Origin of the sequence: Vibrio sp. 10N.261.51.F11 (genome assembly GCF_041471665.1) — a bacterium.
Classification (GTDB): domain Bacteria; phylum Pseudomonadota; class Gammaproteobacteria; order Enterobacterales; family Vibrionaceae; genus Vibrio; species Vibrio crassostreae_C.
The window spans coordinates 257,892-275,729 of record NZ_JBFROW010000025.1; the positions used below are offsets into that span (position 1 = coordinate 257,892).

Genomic DNA, 17,838 nt, shown 5'->3' on the forward strand with positions numbered 1-17,838 from the left:
TAACTCACATCGTTCTATTCACAAACAAAAGCAATTGGCATAACCGTTTTGAGCTAGAGCGTACTAGTTTGAAGAATCCCCCGAAAATTCAAACTGGTAACAGGTACGGTAGTTATATTCTTGTTCAGGCTTGAGAATACAACTGTCCTGCTTCCACTCTGGGTGGTTAGGAGAGTCAGGTAAGAACTGGGTTTCTAGCGCCAAACCAGCGTAGTCTTCATAGCTGCCACCACTTCGGTTTGGTGTACCACCAAGCCAGTTTCCGGTGTATAGCTGCATCGCAGGTTTGGTTGAAAATACTTTTAGTGTGACGAGCGCATCCGGTGAGGTTACGGTCGCGGCGCATTGAGTGCGTTTGCAGCCATCAGCCAATAAGAAAGAGTGGTCGTAACCCTTTGCTGCTTTCTGCTGTTCATCGCCCAACAAACGCTCTGAGATCATCATAGGCTGATTGAAGTCAAAGCTGGTCGATTTCACTGATTTAAGGTTACCTAACGGAATACCCACCGAATTGGTCGGTAAGAACTGATTAGCATTGATACTGACAATGTGTGACAAACAATCGTGTCCAGCTTCAGCGCCAAGTAGATTGAAGTACGCATGATTCGTTAGGTTGACTACAGTCGGCCTGTCTGTGGTTGCAGAGTAATTAATGGACACTCGATTGTCTTCAGTGATGTCATAACGTACCGACACATTCAAATTCCCCGGGAATCCTTGGTCGCCATCAGCAGACTCTAGAGTGAACACCACTGACGTTTCGGTTTGCTCGGCAATATTCCAACGGCGTTTATCAAATCCGTTCGGGCCACCATGTAAGGTATTGCCCGCTTGGTTGGTTTCCAGCTTGTAATTCTGACCATCAATTTTGAAACGACCATTAGCAATGCGGTTAGCATAACGGCCAACGGTTGTGCCCATATAGCTGGCTTGTTTATCGAAGTTCTCCATTGAGTTAACACCCAACAACACTTCTCTTTTGTTTCCCTTTACTGGCAGGATACAGCTCAACCATGTTGCACCAATATCCATGAATGTCACTTGAATGCCATGCGTATTTGATAGCGTCACTAACTGAGCGGGTTGGCCATCATAGGCTGGAGTCTGCGCCATGGATTGATGCAGGTTTTGCTCTTGTGTCATTCTAAATTCCTTCTAGTGCCAGTAAAAAGCCTCTACCTGAAGTAAAGGCTTTAGCATTTGGCCTACCATGATCTTTTTACTTGGTAAGCTCTATATTAAGTCTCGAAGCCGTTAGATTACTTCAACTAAGCCTGCTCCGTCTTTCGCTTGGCACACATAAATAGATTCTTTTAGCCCCGTCGCCGCTTGATATTTCTGTTCAACGGTTGTTTTGATTTCATCAACCAATGCAGGTGGAACCAATGCCACAATACAACCACCGAAACCACCGCCAGTCATACGCACGCCACCTTGTTCACCGATCACTTCTTTGACCATATCAACCAGCGCATCAATCTCTTTCACCGTGATTTCAAAATCATCACGCATTGATGCATGCGATTCAGCCATCAACTCGCCCATACGCTTCATATCATGAGTGCGTAGAGCTTGAGCCGCTTCAACAGTACGGTCATTTTCAGTAATCACGTGACGAGCACGTTTCGCGACCATTTCATCCAATTCAGACTCTTTCGCTTTGAATTGCTCAATGGTCACATCACGAAGTGCCGGAACACCAAAGATGCGCGCCGCTTCTTCACACTGTTCACGACGTGTGTTGTATTCGCTGTCGACTAAGCCGCGTTTCTTGTTTGAGTTAATGATAACCACAGCCATATCTTCTGGCATTGAAACCGCTTGAGTCTCTAGGCTACGACAATCCAAAAGCATCGCGTGGTTTGCGCGACCTTCTGCAGAGATCATTTGGTCCATGATGCCGCAGTTACAGCCCACAAATTCGTTTTCGGCCTGCTGACCATTTAGCGCCACTTCAGCTTGGCTGATCTCTAGGTTATAAAGCACCTTGAATGTTTGACCAATCACCACTTCCAGCGCCGCAGAAGAACTTAAACCTGCACCTTGAGGCACGTTGCCCGTTACAGAGATGTCTGCACCTGTAAATTCAAAGCCGCGACCTTTTAAGCACTTCACCACACCACGAATGTAGTTAGCCCACATCTTGTCTTGTTGGAATGTGATCTCTTGAGTTAAATCGAACTCATCGACTGCATTACCGTAGTCCACTGATACTACGCGAACAATGTTGTCGTCACGCTTAGCCGCGGCGACTACCGTTTGGTAGTTAATGGCACACGGTAGAACAAAACCATCGTTGTAGTCAGTGTGCTCGCCGATCAGGTTCACACGACCTGGTGCTTGGATAATATGAGTCGCTTGGTAACCAAGGACTTGCTCAAAAGATGCTTTCACGTTTTGGATTAGGTCAGACATAAGTAAACTCTCTGGTTAAACTCTTTGTTCAATTGGTTATGGCCCCTTCACGGCACCACTTTAATTCTTTTAGATTCCCTATCTCATTCGTCTCTCACGGTAGGGAATGACAACATCAGCCTTTCACCTGCCGTCATTCCAGAATCGAGGGACGAGATATCAGGAATCTCGCTCGTTATCTACGAAGTAGGCTATTCCTGCTCTTTATAGTGAACGTCACTCAAATCACGCAGACGTTGCGCGGCTTGTTCTGCAGTTAAATCACGCTGAGACTCAGCCAGCATTTCGTAGCCGACCATGAACTTACGAACCGAAGCACTGCGTAACAGTGGCGGGTAGAACAACGCATGCAGTTGCCAGTGATCGATGTCGGTGCCTTCTTCGAAGAACGGTGCATAGTGCCAGCCCATTGAGTAAGGGAATGAACACTGGAACAAGTTGTCGTAACGACTGGTAAGCTTCTTAATCGCAAGCGCTAAATCATCACGCTGCTCGTCAGTCAGTTCACTCATACGGCGGATGTGTGTTTTTGGCAGCAACATGGTTTCAAATGGCCACGCTGCCCAGTAAGGCACCACAGCAATCCAATGTTCGGTTTCAACCACAGTACGAGAGCCGTCTTTCATTTCAGCTTCAACGTAATCCACTAAAAGATTAGAACCTTGTTGTTCGAAGTACTCTTTTAACAATTTCTCTTTGCGTTCAATCTCGTTGGGCAAAAAGCTGTTTGCCCATATCTGACCGTGCGGATGAGGCTGAGAACAGCCCATGGTCTCGCCTTTGTTTTCAAACGCTTGAACCCATAGGTAGTCTTTACCTAGCTCTTCAATCTGTTCATTCCATGTGTCGATAACACCGCGAATCTTGTTTACTGGTAACTCTGGCAGCGTTTTGCTGTGGTCCGGAGAAAAACAGATCACGCGGCTCAACCCACGTACACCTTGAGTCTTGAATAGAGGGTTATCAGACTCTGGAGCATCAGGTGAGTCAGGCATCAACGCCGCGAAATCATTACTGAATACATAAGTGCCGTCGTAATCTGGGTTTTCATCGCCCGAAATACGCGTATTGGTTGGGCACAAGAAACACTCTTTCTCATACGCAGGAAGCTGCGCTGTCGATGGCTTTTCATCTTGGCCGCTCCACGGACGTTTTGCGCGGTGCGGTGATACCAAGATCCATTGACCTGTTAATGGGTTATAACGACGGTGCGGATGGTCTACTGGGTTAAATTCAACTTTTGACATGTTTAGATTGCTCTCAAATTTTGTGTCTTGGTCAATTCACCAAGATGAATAATTCTTCTACAAGGAGATTCCCTATCACGCTCGTACCTCGCTGTAGGGAATGACGTGTAATCTCGTTGTGCTATTTGTGCAAAGGCAACCACTTCATAGCCTTATGCTCATCCGTCATTCCAGAATCGAGGCACGAGATATCTGGAATCTCGCTTTTCTCATATCTTGTCTTTGCCTTCCCCAAAGAAATTGGAGTTGCAGCTAACAACGCTGCGGCTTCAATTACGAAGGGGAATAGCCGTTCGGGTTATTCGACTGCCAATTCCACGTATCCGCTGTCATCTCCATCACGCTACGCGTCGCCTTCCAGCCAAGCTCGCGCTCTGCTTTTTCAGTGCTTGCCCAACATTCGGCAATGTCACCTGCGCGGCGTGGGCAAAGTTCATAAGGAACCGGTTTGCCCGATGCTTGTGCGAAGGCTTCAACCATCTCGAGTACACTTGAGCCTTTGCCCGTACCTAGGTTGTAAATGTGTAAGCCCGCTTTCTCGCCAACCACTTTTAGTGCTGCGACGTGACCGTCGGCTAAATCCATTACATGAATATAGTCACGAACGCCTGTGCCATCGACTGTTGGGTAATCGTTTCCAAAAACAGCCAGTTTTTCACGGCGACCGACGGCTACTTGAGCAATAAACGGCATTAAATTATTTGGGATACCTTGTGGGTCTTCACCCATAGTGCCCGATGGATGTGCGCCAACTGGATTGAAGTAACGCAGTAAAGTGACGCTCCAGTCGTTCTCCGCGTTGAACAGATCGCTCAAGCACTCTTCCACCATATATTTGCTGCGACCATAAGGGTTAGTTGTCGCGCCAGTTGGTGAAGTTTCAGTAATCGGCACTACTTCTGGATCACCGTAAACGGTAGCCGAAGAACTAAATACGATGCTTTTCACGCCCGCTTTCTTCATGCTTCGAGCTAACACTAGTGAACCATTAACGTTGTTATCGTAGTACTCCAAAGGCTTAGCCACCGACTCCCCTACCGCTTTCAGGCCAGCAAAGTGAATCACCGCTTGGATATCGTTTTCTGAAAACACGCCATCTAGAAAAGATTGGTCACGAATGTCGCCAAGATAAAACGTTGGTCGCTTGCCAGTTAACGATTCGATCCGTTCCAGCACTAGCTCTTTGCTGTTGCAAAGGTTATCAACAATGATCGGCTCCATACCTGCCTGTATCATTTGAATGCATGTATGACTTCCGATGTAACCCATGCCGCCCGTAACCAGTACTTTCACAATCAACCTCTCTTTGTCGTCATTCGTGGGCTAACTCGAACTGACATTCAGCTCAGTAGCACCGTATGTCAGAAATAGTAGCAGCCATTTTGACTATAATTCTGTGATCAAAACCACGAAGTGTAAACGTTTACACTAACTTTCATCATTGGAACTGATCATGACATAGAGAGAACGTATAGCTGTTAACCTCTAATTTATTGAATTTTAATAAGATAATTATAGATAGTTAGATTTGAGACATCACAGATGAGTTGAGCATTTATTTTACTAAAAGTTAATGCAATGACGTCCAGTTTGATTACAATAGGTCTGTAGAATAAAGAGGTGCATTGCTTTTTTACTAAATACCAATTTCAAAGCAGCGCAATGTTCCAATAACAGGAAGTGAGTATGGCAACGTTAAAAGATATCGCGACTGAAGCGAATGTATCATTGGCTACAGTTTCAAGGGTTCTCAATGAAGATCCAACATTAAGCGTCAAGGAAGAGACCAAAAGGCGTATCTTTGAAATTGCAGAGAAGTTGGAATACAAAACCAGCAGCTCACGAAAAACCGTTAGCAGTAAAAAACAAAACCATCACTTCCTAGCACTGTATAACTACAAGCAAGAAGCGGAAGTTAACGACCCTTACTATCTATCGATTCGCCACGGGATTGAAACCCAATGTGAAAAGATGGAAGTTAAGCTAACCAACTGTTATGAAAGTAAAATACAGATCAATTCAGCACCAATCACAGGTGTTTTGTTGGTGGGTAGAATGACACCAGAGGTTATCGAGCAAGCTAAAAAGCTGAGCGATAATATCTGTTATGTCGATTTTACCGATCACTCAGAACCTTATGACTCTGTCGATATCGACCTGGCTTTGATCAGCAAAGAGATCACCAACTTCTTTATCAACCAAGGCTATGAGCGCATCGGCTTTATTGGTGGCCAAGACGACGTCAATACCCCTGATATTCGTGAAGTCGCTTTTGCTGAATATGGTGGCCTCAAAAACGTTGTCAGTGAGCAAGACATCTACCGTGGTGACTTCTCTAGCTCATCAGGTTACAAGCTTGCAAAACAGATGCTCGCGACGGGCGACTACCCTAAAGCCATGTTTATTGCGTCAGATTCCATCGCAATTGGCGTTTTACGAGCAGTTCATGAGCACGGATTAAACATTCCTGAAGATATTGCGCTGATCAGTGTAAACGACATCCCAACAGCTAAATTTACCTTCCCATCTTTATCGACTGTTCGTATTCACTCTGAACTAATGGGAATTCAAGGCGTTAACCTGCTAATTGAGAAAGTACGCGACGGCCGAACCATCCCATTACGCGTCTATGTACCAAGCAAACTTAAGCTGCGTGACACAACAAAATAATTAAATATATCAAATAGATAAATTAAGGCTGCCTTTGTTGAAGGTGGCCTTTTTTGTGCCCATCACATACATCAATCGACACATATCCCCCTCTTTAACCTGCTGCATAAAACAGCCAATAGCATTCTTTTAAGTGGATCACACAGCACCGTAAAAAGACCATAAAAAACGTGATGAAGTTAAAGTAAAACGTTTTCACCAATTTCATTTAGTAAAACTTTTACTAATAATTACCTCAGTCCAAAAATACTCGTATTCACTACGACCCAATTACGCATAAGAACGTCGGTCAGCAAACTGCATTCAGACCGAGAGAGAGGCAACGTGAACAACTGGGAAAACTTCCTGAACTTACATGAGAACCGTATAGCACCGCGTGCATACTTCTTCTCATACGCATCAGAAAAAAATGCAAAAACGTTTCAGCGTGAACTGAGCAGCCACTTCCAACTATTGAGTGGCCAATGGAATTTCAGCTACTTCACCAATCCGCTATTGGTTCCTGAAGAGTTTTATTCTCAGGAAATGAGCGACTGGGGCAACATCACGGTTCCAAACATGTGGCAAATGGAAGGCCACGGCGATCTTCAATACACAGATGAAGGTTTCCCATTCCCAATTGATGTGCCTTTCGTACCATCAGACAACCCAACCGGCGCATACCAACGCTCTTTCTTCCTTGGCGAAAGCTGGGACGAGAAACAAACCATCATCAAATTTGATGGCGTTGAAACTTACTTCGAAGTTTACGTAAACGGCGAGTACGTGGGCTTCAGCAAGGGCAGCCGCCTAACCGCTGAGTTCGATATCTCTAGCCAGGTAAAAGCAGGCAACAACCTACTTTCTATTCGTGTGATGCAGTGGGCCGACTCTACCTACATTGAAGACCAAGACATGTGGTGGACGGGCGGCATCTTCCGTGATGTTTACCTTGTTGGTAAAGAACAACTTCACGTTCAAGACCTAATGGTTCGTACTGATTTTGACGACGCTTACCAAAGCGCGACCCTTTCGTGCAACGTTGCTCTAGAAAACCTAGCAGCAGCGACTAACGCAACTCTTGAGTACGCATTGCTCGATGGCAGCCAAGTTATCTCCCAAGGCTCAGTAGATAACTTAACTGTTCCTAACCAACAGACTGGCGGCAATGCGAACACTCAATTCTCTATCGATGTCGTGAACCCTGTTCAATGGAATGCTGAAAACCCATACCTTTACCAACTGTTGCTTACGCTGAAAGATGGTGACGGCAAGGTGTTGGAAGTGATTCCACAGCGCGTTGGTTTCCGCGACATTAAAGTTCGCGATGGTCTGTTCTACATCAACAACAAATACGTGATGCTGCACGGTGTAAACCGTCACGACAACGACCACCTAAAAGGTCGTGCGGTTGGCATGGATCGCGTAGAGAAAGACTTAGTGTTGATGAAGCAGCACAACATCAACTCAGTACGCACGGCGCACTACCCGAACGACCCACGCTTCTACGAACTGTGTGATATTTATGGCCTATTCGTTATGGGCGAAACCGATGTTGAAACACACGGCTTTGCTAACGTTGGTGACCTAAGCCGCATCACTAACGATGCTGCATGGGAAGCGGTGTTTGTTGAACGTATCGAACGTCATATCCACGCTCAAAAGAACCACCCTTCTATCATCATGTGGTCTTTAGGTAACGAATCAGGCTACGGCTGCAATATCCGCTCTATGTACGATGCGGCAAAAGCGATTGATGACACCCGCTTGGTTCACTATGAAGAAGACCGCGATGCTGAAGTGGTCGACATCATTTCAACCATGTACTCACGTGCTCAACTGATGAATGCCTTCGGTGAATTCCCACACGAAAAACCACGCATTATCTGTGAATACGCACACGCAATGGGTAATGGCCCAGGTGGCTTAACCGAATACCAAAACGTGTTCTACAAGCACGATGCAATTCAAGGTCACTACGTTTGGGAATGGTGTGACCACGGCATTCTAGCGCGTGATGAAGCGGGTACTGAGTTCTATAAGTACGGCGGTGACTACGGTGACTACCCGAACAACTACAACTTCTGCATGGACGGTTTGATCTACCCAGACCAAACACCGGGGCCAGGCTTAAAAGAGTACAAGCAGGTTATCGCACCAGTGAAGATCCGTGACTTCAATGCTGAAGACGGCACCTTCACAGTAGACAACAAACTTTGGTTCTCAAACATCGATGACTACACCATCACTGCGGAAATCCGTGCTGAAGGTGAAACCATTGCTGTGCAACACATCAAGATTGAAGAACTGGCAGAAAACTCGAGCCGTGAACTGACACTTAACTTGCCACAACTTGATGAGCGCGAAGTGTTTGTGAACTTTACCGTGCGCAAGGATTCTCGTACGCCTTACAGCGAAGCGAACCACGACATCGCGGTGTATCAATTCCAAGTGAAAGAGAACACAGCACAGCTAGAAGCCTTCACTAACAACAATGCGACAGCACTGAATGTGGAAGAGTCTCGTTTAGCTTACCTAATCAAAGGCCACAACTTCGCACTGAACTTCTCGAAAGTGAACGGCAAGCTGACGTCATGGTTGGTCAATGGCGAAGAGATGATTAAGTCAGAACCACGAATCAACTTCTTCAAGCCAATGATCGATAACCATAAACAAGAGCACGATGGTTACTGGGAGCCTGCACACTTGCAAATTATGCAGGAGCACTTCCGTAGCATTGACCTTGAATGCGTTAACGTTGAACAGGTAAATGGCAAGGTAGAGATCACCACCACCAGCATCATTGCTCCACCAGTATTCGATTTCGGCATGCGTTGTGAATATCGCTACCAAGTTAATGCTGAAGGCCAATTGAACGTTGAGCTAAGCGGCGAACGTTACGGTGAGTACCCTCATGTAATTCCTGTGATTGGTTTTGATATGGGCATCAACGGCGACTTCGACCAAGTCCAATATTACGGACGCGGCCCTGAAGAGAACTACCAAGACAGCAAGCAAGCCAACATGATTGATGTGTACCAATCAACCGTTGCAGACATGTTCGAGAACTACCCGTTCCCACAGAACAACGGCAACCGCCAACACGTTCGTTGGGCTGCGCTTTCAAGCCGCGCGGGTAATGGTATTGCAGTAAAACCACAGCAAGAAATCAACTTCAGCGCATGGTTCTACACCAACCAAAACCTGCACCAAGCACAACACACCATTGAGCTAGAGAAAAGCGGTTACATCACGTTAAACCTAGATCACCAAGTGATGGGCTTAGGCTCTAACTCTTGGGGCAGCGAAGTGCTCGATTCTTACCGCGTTTACATGGACGAGTTCCGCTACGGTTTAACTCTGATTCCATTCCAAGCAGGCGATTGCGATGCGCAGCACCTAATCAATCACAACTTTGGCGATGAGTTTTTTACGGTGAATGCACCAAAAGCTCAACCACAACTGAACGAGGCATAAGCGATGATCGTTTTAGAGAACTTAGAACAATTTAAAGTCGTCTACCGCGATGGTCGTAAATGGCAACGCTGTGTAGAAGCGATTGAAAACATCGGAAACATCAAAGATGGCGTGATGTATTCAATTGGTGATTCACTGGCTTACATGATTGAAGACGGTGTGGCTCGTAACACAGAAAACTTCACCGGTAATCGTCGTTACTTCGACGTGCACTACTACCTAGAAGGCCGTGAAACGGTTGAATTCGCAGCGAAATCAGAGCTAGAGCAGATCCAAGCTTATAGCGATGAAACCGACCGCGAACACCTAATGGGGAACGGTGAAACTCGTGAGCTAGCTGAAGGCCAAGTGGCGATCTTTGACAACAATCAGGCTTACCGTTTCCACGGTGATAACCGAGTTCGAAAAGTGGTACTGAAAGTGACCATTGAAGACGGTTACTTCCTCAATAAATAAACAATAACGCTATCTATTCACAGTATGTATCGAGCCTTGCCGTTCAAGGCTCCAACATGCTGAACAAAGCCTCAATGCTTCTTCCCTACAAGGAAGCATTGAGAAATAACGACTATAATTACGTGATTCCTTGGAGGACACTATGTCTGAATCTGTACGCGGTAAGTTAGGCAAATTTGCCCTACTCTCCATGACATTTGCAGCGGTATTTAACGTTCGCAACATTGTAAACAACAACATCGAATTGGGATTGAGTTCAGCCCCTATCTTTTTGCTCGCGACCCTTATTTACTTCATTCCGTTCGTGTTCATCATTGCTGAATTCGTATCAGCAAATAAAAATTCTGAGTCAGGCATGTATGACTGGCTAAAAAAACCACTAGGCTCAAAAGCAGCCTACCTAGGTTCCTTCCTATACTGGTTCGTAAACCTTTTCTGGTTTGTATCCCTGCTACCAAACGTAATCGCCTATGCGTCTTACGCGATGTTGGGCTATGAATACGCCTTCTCGCCAGTCGTCACATCGGCTATCTCGATTGCTCTGTTTGCTGCAGCAACTCACATCTCAACCAAAGGCGCGAGCTGGCTAGGTAAGATTGCCGAGATCGTGGCCTACGGTGTATTCGCTCTGTTTGCAATCTACGTTATCGGTGCACTAATGGCACTGGGCAGCAACCATGAGCCAGTAGAACCAATCACGCTTGAAGCAATGACACCGACCATCAACTGGGCAACGCTAGGTATCATGTGTTGGATCTTCCAAGCAGCCGGTGGTGCAGAAACCGCAGCCGCTTACCTAAACGATGTTAAGGGCGGTCACAAGTCTTTCATCAAGGTTATCATTGGTGCAGGTATCGCAATCGGCGCAATGTACGCAGTGGGCTCTCTTCTAGTAAACGTATTCGTTGCTCGTGATGAACTGACCTACGCTGGCGGCATGGTTGAAATCTTCACAGGTATGGCGAACTACTTCGACATTTCACAATCTCTAACGGGTCGCTTCGTCGGTATTATCCTATTCGTTGCTATGTTCGGTTCGATGATGATGTGGACAGCAGCTCCAGTAAAAATTCACTTCTCTGAAATCCCTAAAGGTGTTTACGGCGAGAAGACAACAGAGCTTAACGAACACGGCGTGCCAGTACGTGCAGCTTGGTGGCAGTTCGCGTTTGTATTCGTGATGCTTGTGGTGAACGGCTTCGGCTCTGAATCTGTACAAGACATGATGAATACAGCAATCAATCTAACAGCAGGTACCGCAATGCTACCGCCAATCTTCATCATGGTGGCCTACTTTGTATTCCGCTTGAAACACGACGACACACCGCGTGATTTCCGCATGGGTACTCGAGTTCAAGGTATGGCAGTAGTATCGGTACTGATTGGTATCTTCATTGTGAGCATGACAGCATCGGCATTCCCGACAGGTGTTGACCTTGTTCAAGCCTTCTTCATCAACGTCTTCATGACAGCGGTATTCTCTGGTATCGCATGGTGGTGGATCTCTCGCTTTGAAAAGAAGCAAGCAGGTAAAGAAGCAAAGCTAGAAACGGCTAAGCAGTCGTAATCCAGAATCTATACATCTAGTTAAAAGCGCCTTAATTGGCGCTTTTTTTGTTTTAAATCAGATAATTAAAATAAAAACCCCAAAAATAAAAACGGCGTTCCGTCAAGGTTTCAGTTCACGAAAACACCAATTAATAGGTAATAAAACTCAAATAAAAACCAAGGTAAAACATTAACTAAATTTATTTACTCAAGGTCACATATTTGATCAATTTCGATTAACTTCCCGCCGCTTAATCTTTAATCTTCTTGCTGAAGAGACAAACTGATTCATATAAAGAAAGCGACAAAAAGCCCCTACACGCCTTATAAATCGTCGCTCATGAAACAAGCAATCTCTTCAATGAACTTCTTAATCTTTAACTCTTTGTTTTGGTAATAAGTTTACTGAAATACCAAAGAAAAAAATCCCAAAGAAGTCCGATCGTAAATCTATAAAAACAACAATGAGCCAACCCTGACAAAACAAAGCGGGTGTTTGCCAAACCAACATAACAATAAAAGTGCGGCCTAGAGCTTCCCTCTCTAGGACCAAGTTATAACGATCATCAACGTGATTCACCGGAGAACATCATGTCCGAAAATAAACGCAGTACGATAGGCAAATTTGCCCTACTGTCTATGACCTTCGCGGCGGTATACAGCTTCAATAACATCATTAATAACAACATCGAGATCGGCCTTTCCTCAGCTCCGATGTTCTTTCTAGCAACCATCTTTTACTTTGTGCCATTTTGTTTGATCGTTGCAGAGTTTGTGTCACTGAATAAAGACTCTGAAGCGGGTGTTTACTCTTGGGTTAAAAGCTCTCTAGGCGGCCGCTGGGCGTTTATTTCAGCTTACACCTACTGGTTTGTTAACCTGTTCTTCTTCACCTCTCTGCTCCCTAGAATCATCGCTTACGCGTCGTATGCGTTCTTAGGTTTTGAGTACATATTCACGCCAATGACCACCGCAATTCTAAGTACTATTTTGTTTGCGGTCGCGACTCATATCTCGAATAACGGTGCGAAATTACTGGGCCCTATCACCTCACTAACATCATCACTGATGCTGCTGCTAACGATGTCTTACATCTTGCTATCTGGCGGTGCTTTGGTAGGCGGTATCGAGCCAGCTGACCCAATCACCATTGAAGCCATGACACCAAGCTTCAACTGGGCATTCCTTGGCGTAATCACTTGGATCTTCATGGCGGCAGGCGGTGCAGAATCGGTCGCGGTTTACGTTAACGACATCAAAGGCGGTCACAAGTCTTTCGTTAAAGTCATCATCATTGCCGGTATCTTCATCGGTGCGCTTTACTCGGTAGGATCTGTGTTAGCAAACGTGTTTGTTTCGCGTGAAGAGCTTAAATTCACAGGCGGCTCAGTTCAGGTATTTGAAGGGCTAGCAAGACACTTTGGCCTGTCTGAAATCTTGATGAACCGTTTCGTTGGTGTGGTTTCATTCACGGCGATGCTGGGCTCTCTGCTGATGTGGACAGCAACACCGGTTAAGATTTTCTTCTCTGAAATCCCTAAAGGTATCTTCGGTGAGAAAACGGTCGCTCTAAACAAACAAGGCGTTCCAGAGCGTGCGGCTTGGATTCAGTTCTTGATTGTGATTCCACTGATGTTCATTCCGACACTGGCGTCCGATACAGTACAAGACTTAATGAGCACCATCATCAATATGACAGCCGCAGCCTCTATGTTGCCACCACTGTTCATCATGATTGCTTACCTTCATCTACGTGTAAAACTTGACCATCTACCTCGTGACTTCCGCATGGGTTCTCGCCGAGTAGGTATCACCGCAGTGTCGATTCTTATCGCTATCTTTACGGTTGGTTTCTTTGCATCAACCTTCCCAACGGGCGCAGACATCATGACCATCATCTTCTACAACGTGGGCGGGATTGTGATCTTCCTTGGCTACGCATGGTGGAAGTACGGTCAATACGAGAAAAGCTTATCTCCAGAAGAGAAGAAACTAGAAGCAAAACCTGAAGCGGCGAATGCTTAGTTTGACTCCACATTCTGATTGAAAATTAAGGCACTCACATTTGGTGAGTGCCTTTTTATTTGTCGGTACATTCCCACTCAACACCTAAATTTCACCAAAGCCTTCAAGAAAGAAGACATTCGAGTCAACAATCGAACCGCCTATAAAGTAATTCACCAACTGAATAGCTATCACCCTAGCCATACCTCTGCAAATTCAACTGAAAGTCAAAATAAAAACAAAGTAAATATTTACTAAAAATAGATCACACTTTTAAACTTAATTAATTTTAAACATCAAAATTATCATTAATATTGGTTTTGCGATCGTAAGTAACCTGACCAATACGCCTTGAAGAGCACCCCATATTAGAAGTCAGAACTGCTTGCGAACCTTCATTTATAACCCCGACACAGAAGTGATTAAAATGAAAAGTAGTTTTACTAAAAACACTCTTATTACAAGCTGTATTCTTGCTGCCTTAAGTACCACTGCCCACGCGGAAGAGTCCGCAGCAAACCACAGTGATACTCAGCCTCCTCAGACAGAAACTGAAACCCTATTTAACTTTTATGGTGAGCTTGGCCTTGGTGGTCACGTGGCACTCGAAGGTGATGATAAAGGCCGCTACGCAGACGGTACTTACATTGAAGCTGGCTTGGCTATCGAGCACGGTAATTGGTTTGGTCTTGCTTATATGGAGGGCTGGACAGTACAAGCCGATGACGAAGGCAATGCTTGGGCAACGGGCCACGGCTGGGGCGGTTTTGAAGGTGGTTTCAACCGCTTTTACGCTGGCTACCGCACAGATAACAAAACAGAATTCATGATTGGTCGTATGGACTCTTCATTAGATGACGTTCAATGGTGGGGTGACCCTACGGTTGAATACGGCTACGCGATCTCAAACACGCGAGACGTGCACCTTGGTGTGAAGATTCAAAACCTAGAAGGCAAGCTTCGCTACAGCGTTTCTTTCGCGCCAGAGTCTGACTTCTCGGAAGACGATGCTCTTGTTCACTTCGGTAAATACGACAGCTTCGCAGACCAATGGAAAGATAAGAACGCCATGGTCAATGGTTACCTTCAATACGATCTGACCGACGACTTAACCCTAATGGGTGGTGGTGAAGTTCGTAACAACGATGGTGGTGAACTATTGCTATTGGGTGCTGAGTACAAAAACTTCGCCACTCGTGTTTGGCTCGATACAGATAAAGGCAACCAAGAGTCTTTCGGTAGCGAGTCTGGTATTCAAACCAGTGCATGGTACGAAGCGGCACAAGGCGTTTACCTATCTGCAGCCTACAACTACGCAAACTTTGACGGTGACAATGGCGACAAAGAAATCACCTCTTACATCAATGCTGGCGTTTGGTATGAATACGGCAACGGCGCGTTTGCGACTGCTTTCGATAGCCGCTTTGGCGTAGGCAGCGACACTGAAATCGGCGACGCTCAGGTGTTCGCAATGCAATACTTCTACTGGTAATAACAGGAATTGATCATGAAACTGAATAAATCATTCGCAGCTCTCGCTATCGGTGCAGCCCTTGTCGTTACTGGTTGTGCTTCAAACTCAATCTCTGGCTCAGGCTCTGACACAGAGCAACTGCAAGCCAACGAATTTAAGAACGTTATCGACCGTACTGGCTCACCTGAATACATGCGTGACTACGACTTCGATGACCACCAACGCTTTAACCCATTCTTCGACCTAGGTGCATGGCACGGTCATCTGCTGCCAGACAGTGCAGAAGGCATGGGCGGATTCCCAGGTACAGCACTGCTTACCGAAGAATATATCAACTTCATGGCTGATAACTTCGACCGCCTAAGCGTGTTCAAAGACGGCAAAAAAGTGGCTTTCACTATGGAAGCTTATAGCCTACCGGGCGCATTGGTTCAGACGCTAAAATCTGACGATGTGACCGTAGAAATGACGATGCGTTTTGCTTCAAACCGTACCTCTCTGCTAGAAACAAAAATCACTACCGACTCACCGGTTGAATTAGTGTGGGATGGTGAACTGCTAGAAAAGACGCACGCCAAAGAAGGCGTGGCACAAACCGACAAAACAATCGCTGAAACTTACCCTGAGTATGACCGTCAAATCGTCGCTACCGACGATGGCCTAAAGGTGACCTTCGGTAAGGTTCGTTCGACATGGGATCTACTGACTTCTGGTGAGTCTGAATACCAAGTTCACAAGTCGATTCCAACGAAAACCACGGTTGATGGTTTAGCGTTTACTTCAACGGCAAACATTGAAGCATCGACGACTATCTACACCACATACTCGCATGTTCTAACGGCAGAAGAAGCGCAAGCGGAACAGCCTAAAATCAAAAAGATCATGGCAAACCCTACCGACTTCTTAGCCGCATCAGCAGAACGTTGGGAAGGCTATCTTGAGATGGGTTTAACCAACCCGAACGCGACACCAGAGCAAGAGCGTGTTGCGGTTAAAGCGATGGAAACCCTAAACGGTAACTGGCGTGGCGCTGCAGGTGCGATGGAGTTTGACTCTGTGACACCATCCGTGACGGCGCGTTGGTTCTCGGGCAACCAAACTTGGCCTTGGGACACATGGAAGCAAGCCTACGCAATGGCTCACTTCAACCCAGATGTAGCGAAAGATAACATCCGCGCGATGTTCGCTTACCAAATTCAGGCTGACGATGCCGTTCGTCCTTGGGATGAAGGTTACGTGCCCGATCTACTCGCTTACAACCTAAGTCCAGAACGTGGCGGCGATGGCGGTAACTGGAATGAACGTAATACCAAACCAAGCCTAGCAGCATGGGCAGTAATGGAAGTCTACAAAACCACAAGCGACGAAGCTTGGCTACAAGAGATGTATCCAAAACTAGTGGCATACCATGATTGGTGGCTACGCAACCGTGACAACAACGGCAATGGCGTTCCAGAGTATGGCGCTGCTCGTGACAAAGCACACAACACACCTGAAGGTGAAATGTACTTCACCGTGGTTCGTGGCGATAAGCACGAAACAGTTGTAGGACAAGCAGCACTGGATAAAGTGGTAGCAGAAGGCAACTACGATTACATCGAGAGCCCCGCACAAACGGCTGCATCTTGGGAATCAGGCCGTGACGATGCAGCCGCATTTGGCTTCATTGATAAAGACCAGCTAGACGCATACGTTGCAAACGGTGGTAAGCGCAGCGATTGGGATGTTGAGTTCGCTCAAAACCGCGCTGAAGACGGCACTTTGCTTGGCTATTCATTGCTGCAAGAATCTGTCGACCAAGCAAGCTATATGTACAGCGATAACAAGTACCTAGCAGAGATGGCTGACATTCTTGGTAAAGACGCAGAAGCGAAAGAGTTCCGTGAAAAGGCTGAACACCTATCGAACTACATCAACACTTGTATGTTCGACGAAGGCACTAACTTCTTCTACGACATTCGTATCGAAGACAAACCACTAGCCAACGGCTGTGCAGGTAAACCGATTGTAGAGCGAGGTAAAGGCCCTGAAGGTTGGTCACCATTGTTCAATGCTGCTGCCACTCAAGCTAACGCTGATGCAGTTGTCTCTGTAATGAAAGATACAGAAGAGTTCAATACCTACGTTCCACTAGGCACAGCGGCGCTTTCTAGCCCTGCATTTGGCCCAGATATTTACTGGCGTGGACGTGTATGGGTAGACCAGTTCTACTTCGGCCTAAAAGGTATGGACAGCTACGGCTACCGTGACGATGCGATTGAAATGGCAGGCGCATTCTTCGACCACGCCGATGGCTTGGTGCAAGACGGTCCTATCCGTGAGAACTACAACCCATTGAACGGTGAACAACAAGGCGCACCAAACTTCTCTTGGAGTGCGGCTCACCTGTACATGCTGTACAACGATTTCTTTACTGACGCAGAGTAAATCAAACCTATACCTGTCTTCTGGAATTCAATGAAAAGATAACCTCATAAATTTCCAGCTTTGGCACTCAGTATCTCGCTGAGTGCCTTTTTTATACTTGAAGCCAAATAAGCGAAAAAAACAAGCATTTAGATCATTTGG

The 17,838-nt window shown here is 46.1% G+C and carries 11 protein-coding genes; 7 read left to right on the forward strand and 4 right to left on the reverse strand.

Features of this window, described 5'->3' with window-relative positions; all coding sequences use genetic code 11:
* Positions 1-63 precede the first annotated feature (63 nt).
* From galM to galE, 4 genes are all read right to left on the reverse strand, one after another.
* Complete coding sequence (gene galM, locus AB4351_RS09375) at positions 64-1,143, reverse strand: galactose-1-epimerase (RefSeq protein ID WP_102319941.1); 1,080 nt, start codon at positions 1,141-1,143, stop codon at positions 64-66.
* 111 nt (positions 1,144-1,254) lie between these two features.
* Positions 1,255-2,415, reverse strand: coding sequence for a galactokinase (gene galK / locus AB4351_RS09380; protein ID WP_017060799.1), 1,161 nt, complete (start codon positions 2,413-2,415; stop codon positions 1,255-1,257).
* A 191-nt stretch (positions 2,416-2,606) separates the two neighbouring features.
* Positions 2,607-3,662: a UDP-glucose--hexose-1-phosphate uridylyltransferase gene (locus tag AB4351_RS09385; protein ID WP_017060800.1), complete on the reverse strand. Its 1,056-nt coding sequence runs from the start codon at positions 3,660-3,662 to the stop codon at positions 2,607-2,609.
* Between the two features lie 273 nt (positions 3,663-3,935).
* Positions 3,936-4,955, reverse strand: coding sequence for a UDP-glucose 4-epimerase GalE (galE, locus tag AB4351_RS09390; protein WP_102319940.1), 1,020 nt, complete (start codon positions 4,953-4,955; stop codon positions 3,936-3,938).
* Positions 4,956-5,348: 393 nt separating this feature from the next.
* On the opposite strand from galE, the gene ebgR reads away from it, so the two are divergent.
* The 7 genes from ebgR (at position 5,349) to ygjK (ending at position 17,697) form a co-directional block, all read left to right on the forward strand.
* Positions 5,349-6,332, forward strand: a complete 984-nt coding sequence (gene ebgR / locus AB4351_RS09395; RefSeq protein WP_017069515.1) for a transcriptional regulator EbgR — start codon at positions 5,349-5,351, stop codon at positions 6,330-6,332.
* Between the two features lie 324 nt (positions 6,333-6,656).
* Complete coding sequence (gene ebgA / locus AB4351_RS09400) at positions 6,657-9,788, forward strand: beta-galactosidase subunit alpha (protein ID WP_372125707.1); 3,132 nt, start codon at positions 6,657-6,659, stop codon at positions 9,786-9,788.
* Positions 9,789-9,791: 3 nt separating this feature from the next.
* On the forward strand, positions 9,792-10,244 hold the full coding sequence (locus AB4351_RS09405; protein WP_017066026.1) for a beta-galactosidase subunit beta: 453 nt from the start codon (positions 9,792-9,794) through the stop codon (positions 10,242-10,244).
* A gap of 142 nt (positions 10,245-10,386) precedes the next feature.
* Complete coding sequence (locus AB4351_RS09410) at positions 10,387-11,811, forward strand: amino acid permease (RefSeq protein ID WP_102319938.1); 1,425 nt, start codon at positions 10,387-10,389, stop codon at positions 11,809-11,811.
* Positions 11,812-12,383: 572 nt separating this feature from the next.
* Complete coding sequence (locus AB4351_RS09415; RefSeq protein ID WP_136973741.1) at positions 12,384-13,817, forward strand: amino acid permease; 1,434 nt, start codon at positions 12,384-12,386, stop codon at positions 13,815-13,817.
* Between the two features lie 406 nt (positions 13,818-14,223).
* Positions 14,224-15,288 carry a protein YgjJ gene (gene ygjJ, locus AB4351_RS09420; protein WP_372125709.1) on the forward strand — a complete coding sequence of 355 codons (1,065 nt, stop codon included), beginning with the start codon at positions 14,224-14,226 and terminating at the stop codon, positions 15,286-15,288.
* A gap of 15 nt (positions 15,289-15,303) precedes the next feature.
* Positions 15,304-17,697, forward strand: coding sequence for an alpha-glucosidase (gene ygjK, locus AB4351_RS09425; protein ID WP_372125711.1), 2,394 nt, complete (start codon positions 15,304-15,306; stop codon positions 17,695-17,697).
* The last annotated feature ends 141 nt before the right edge of the window (positions 17,698-17,838 follow it).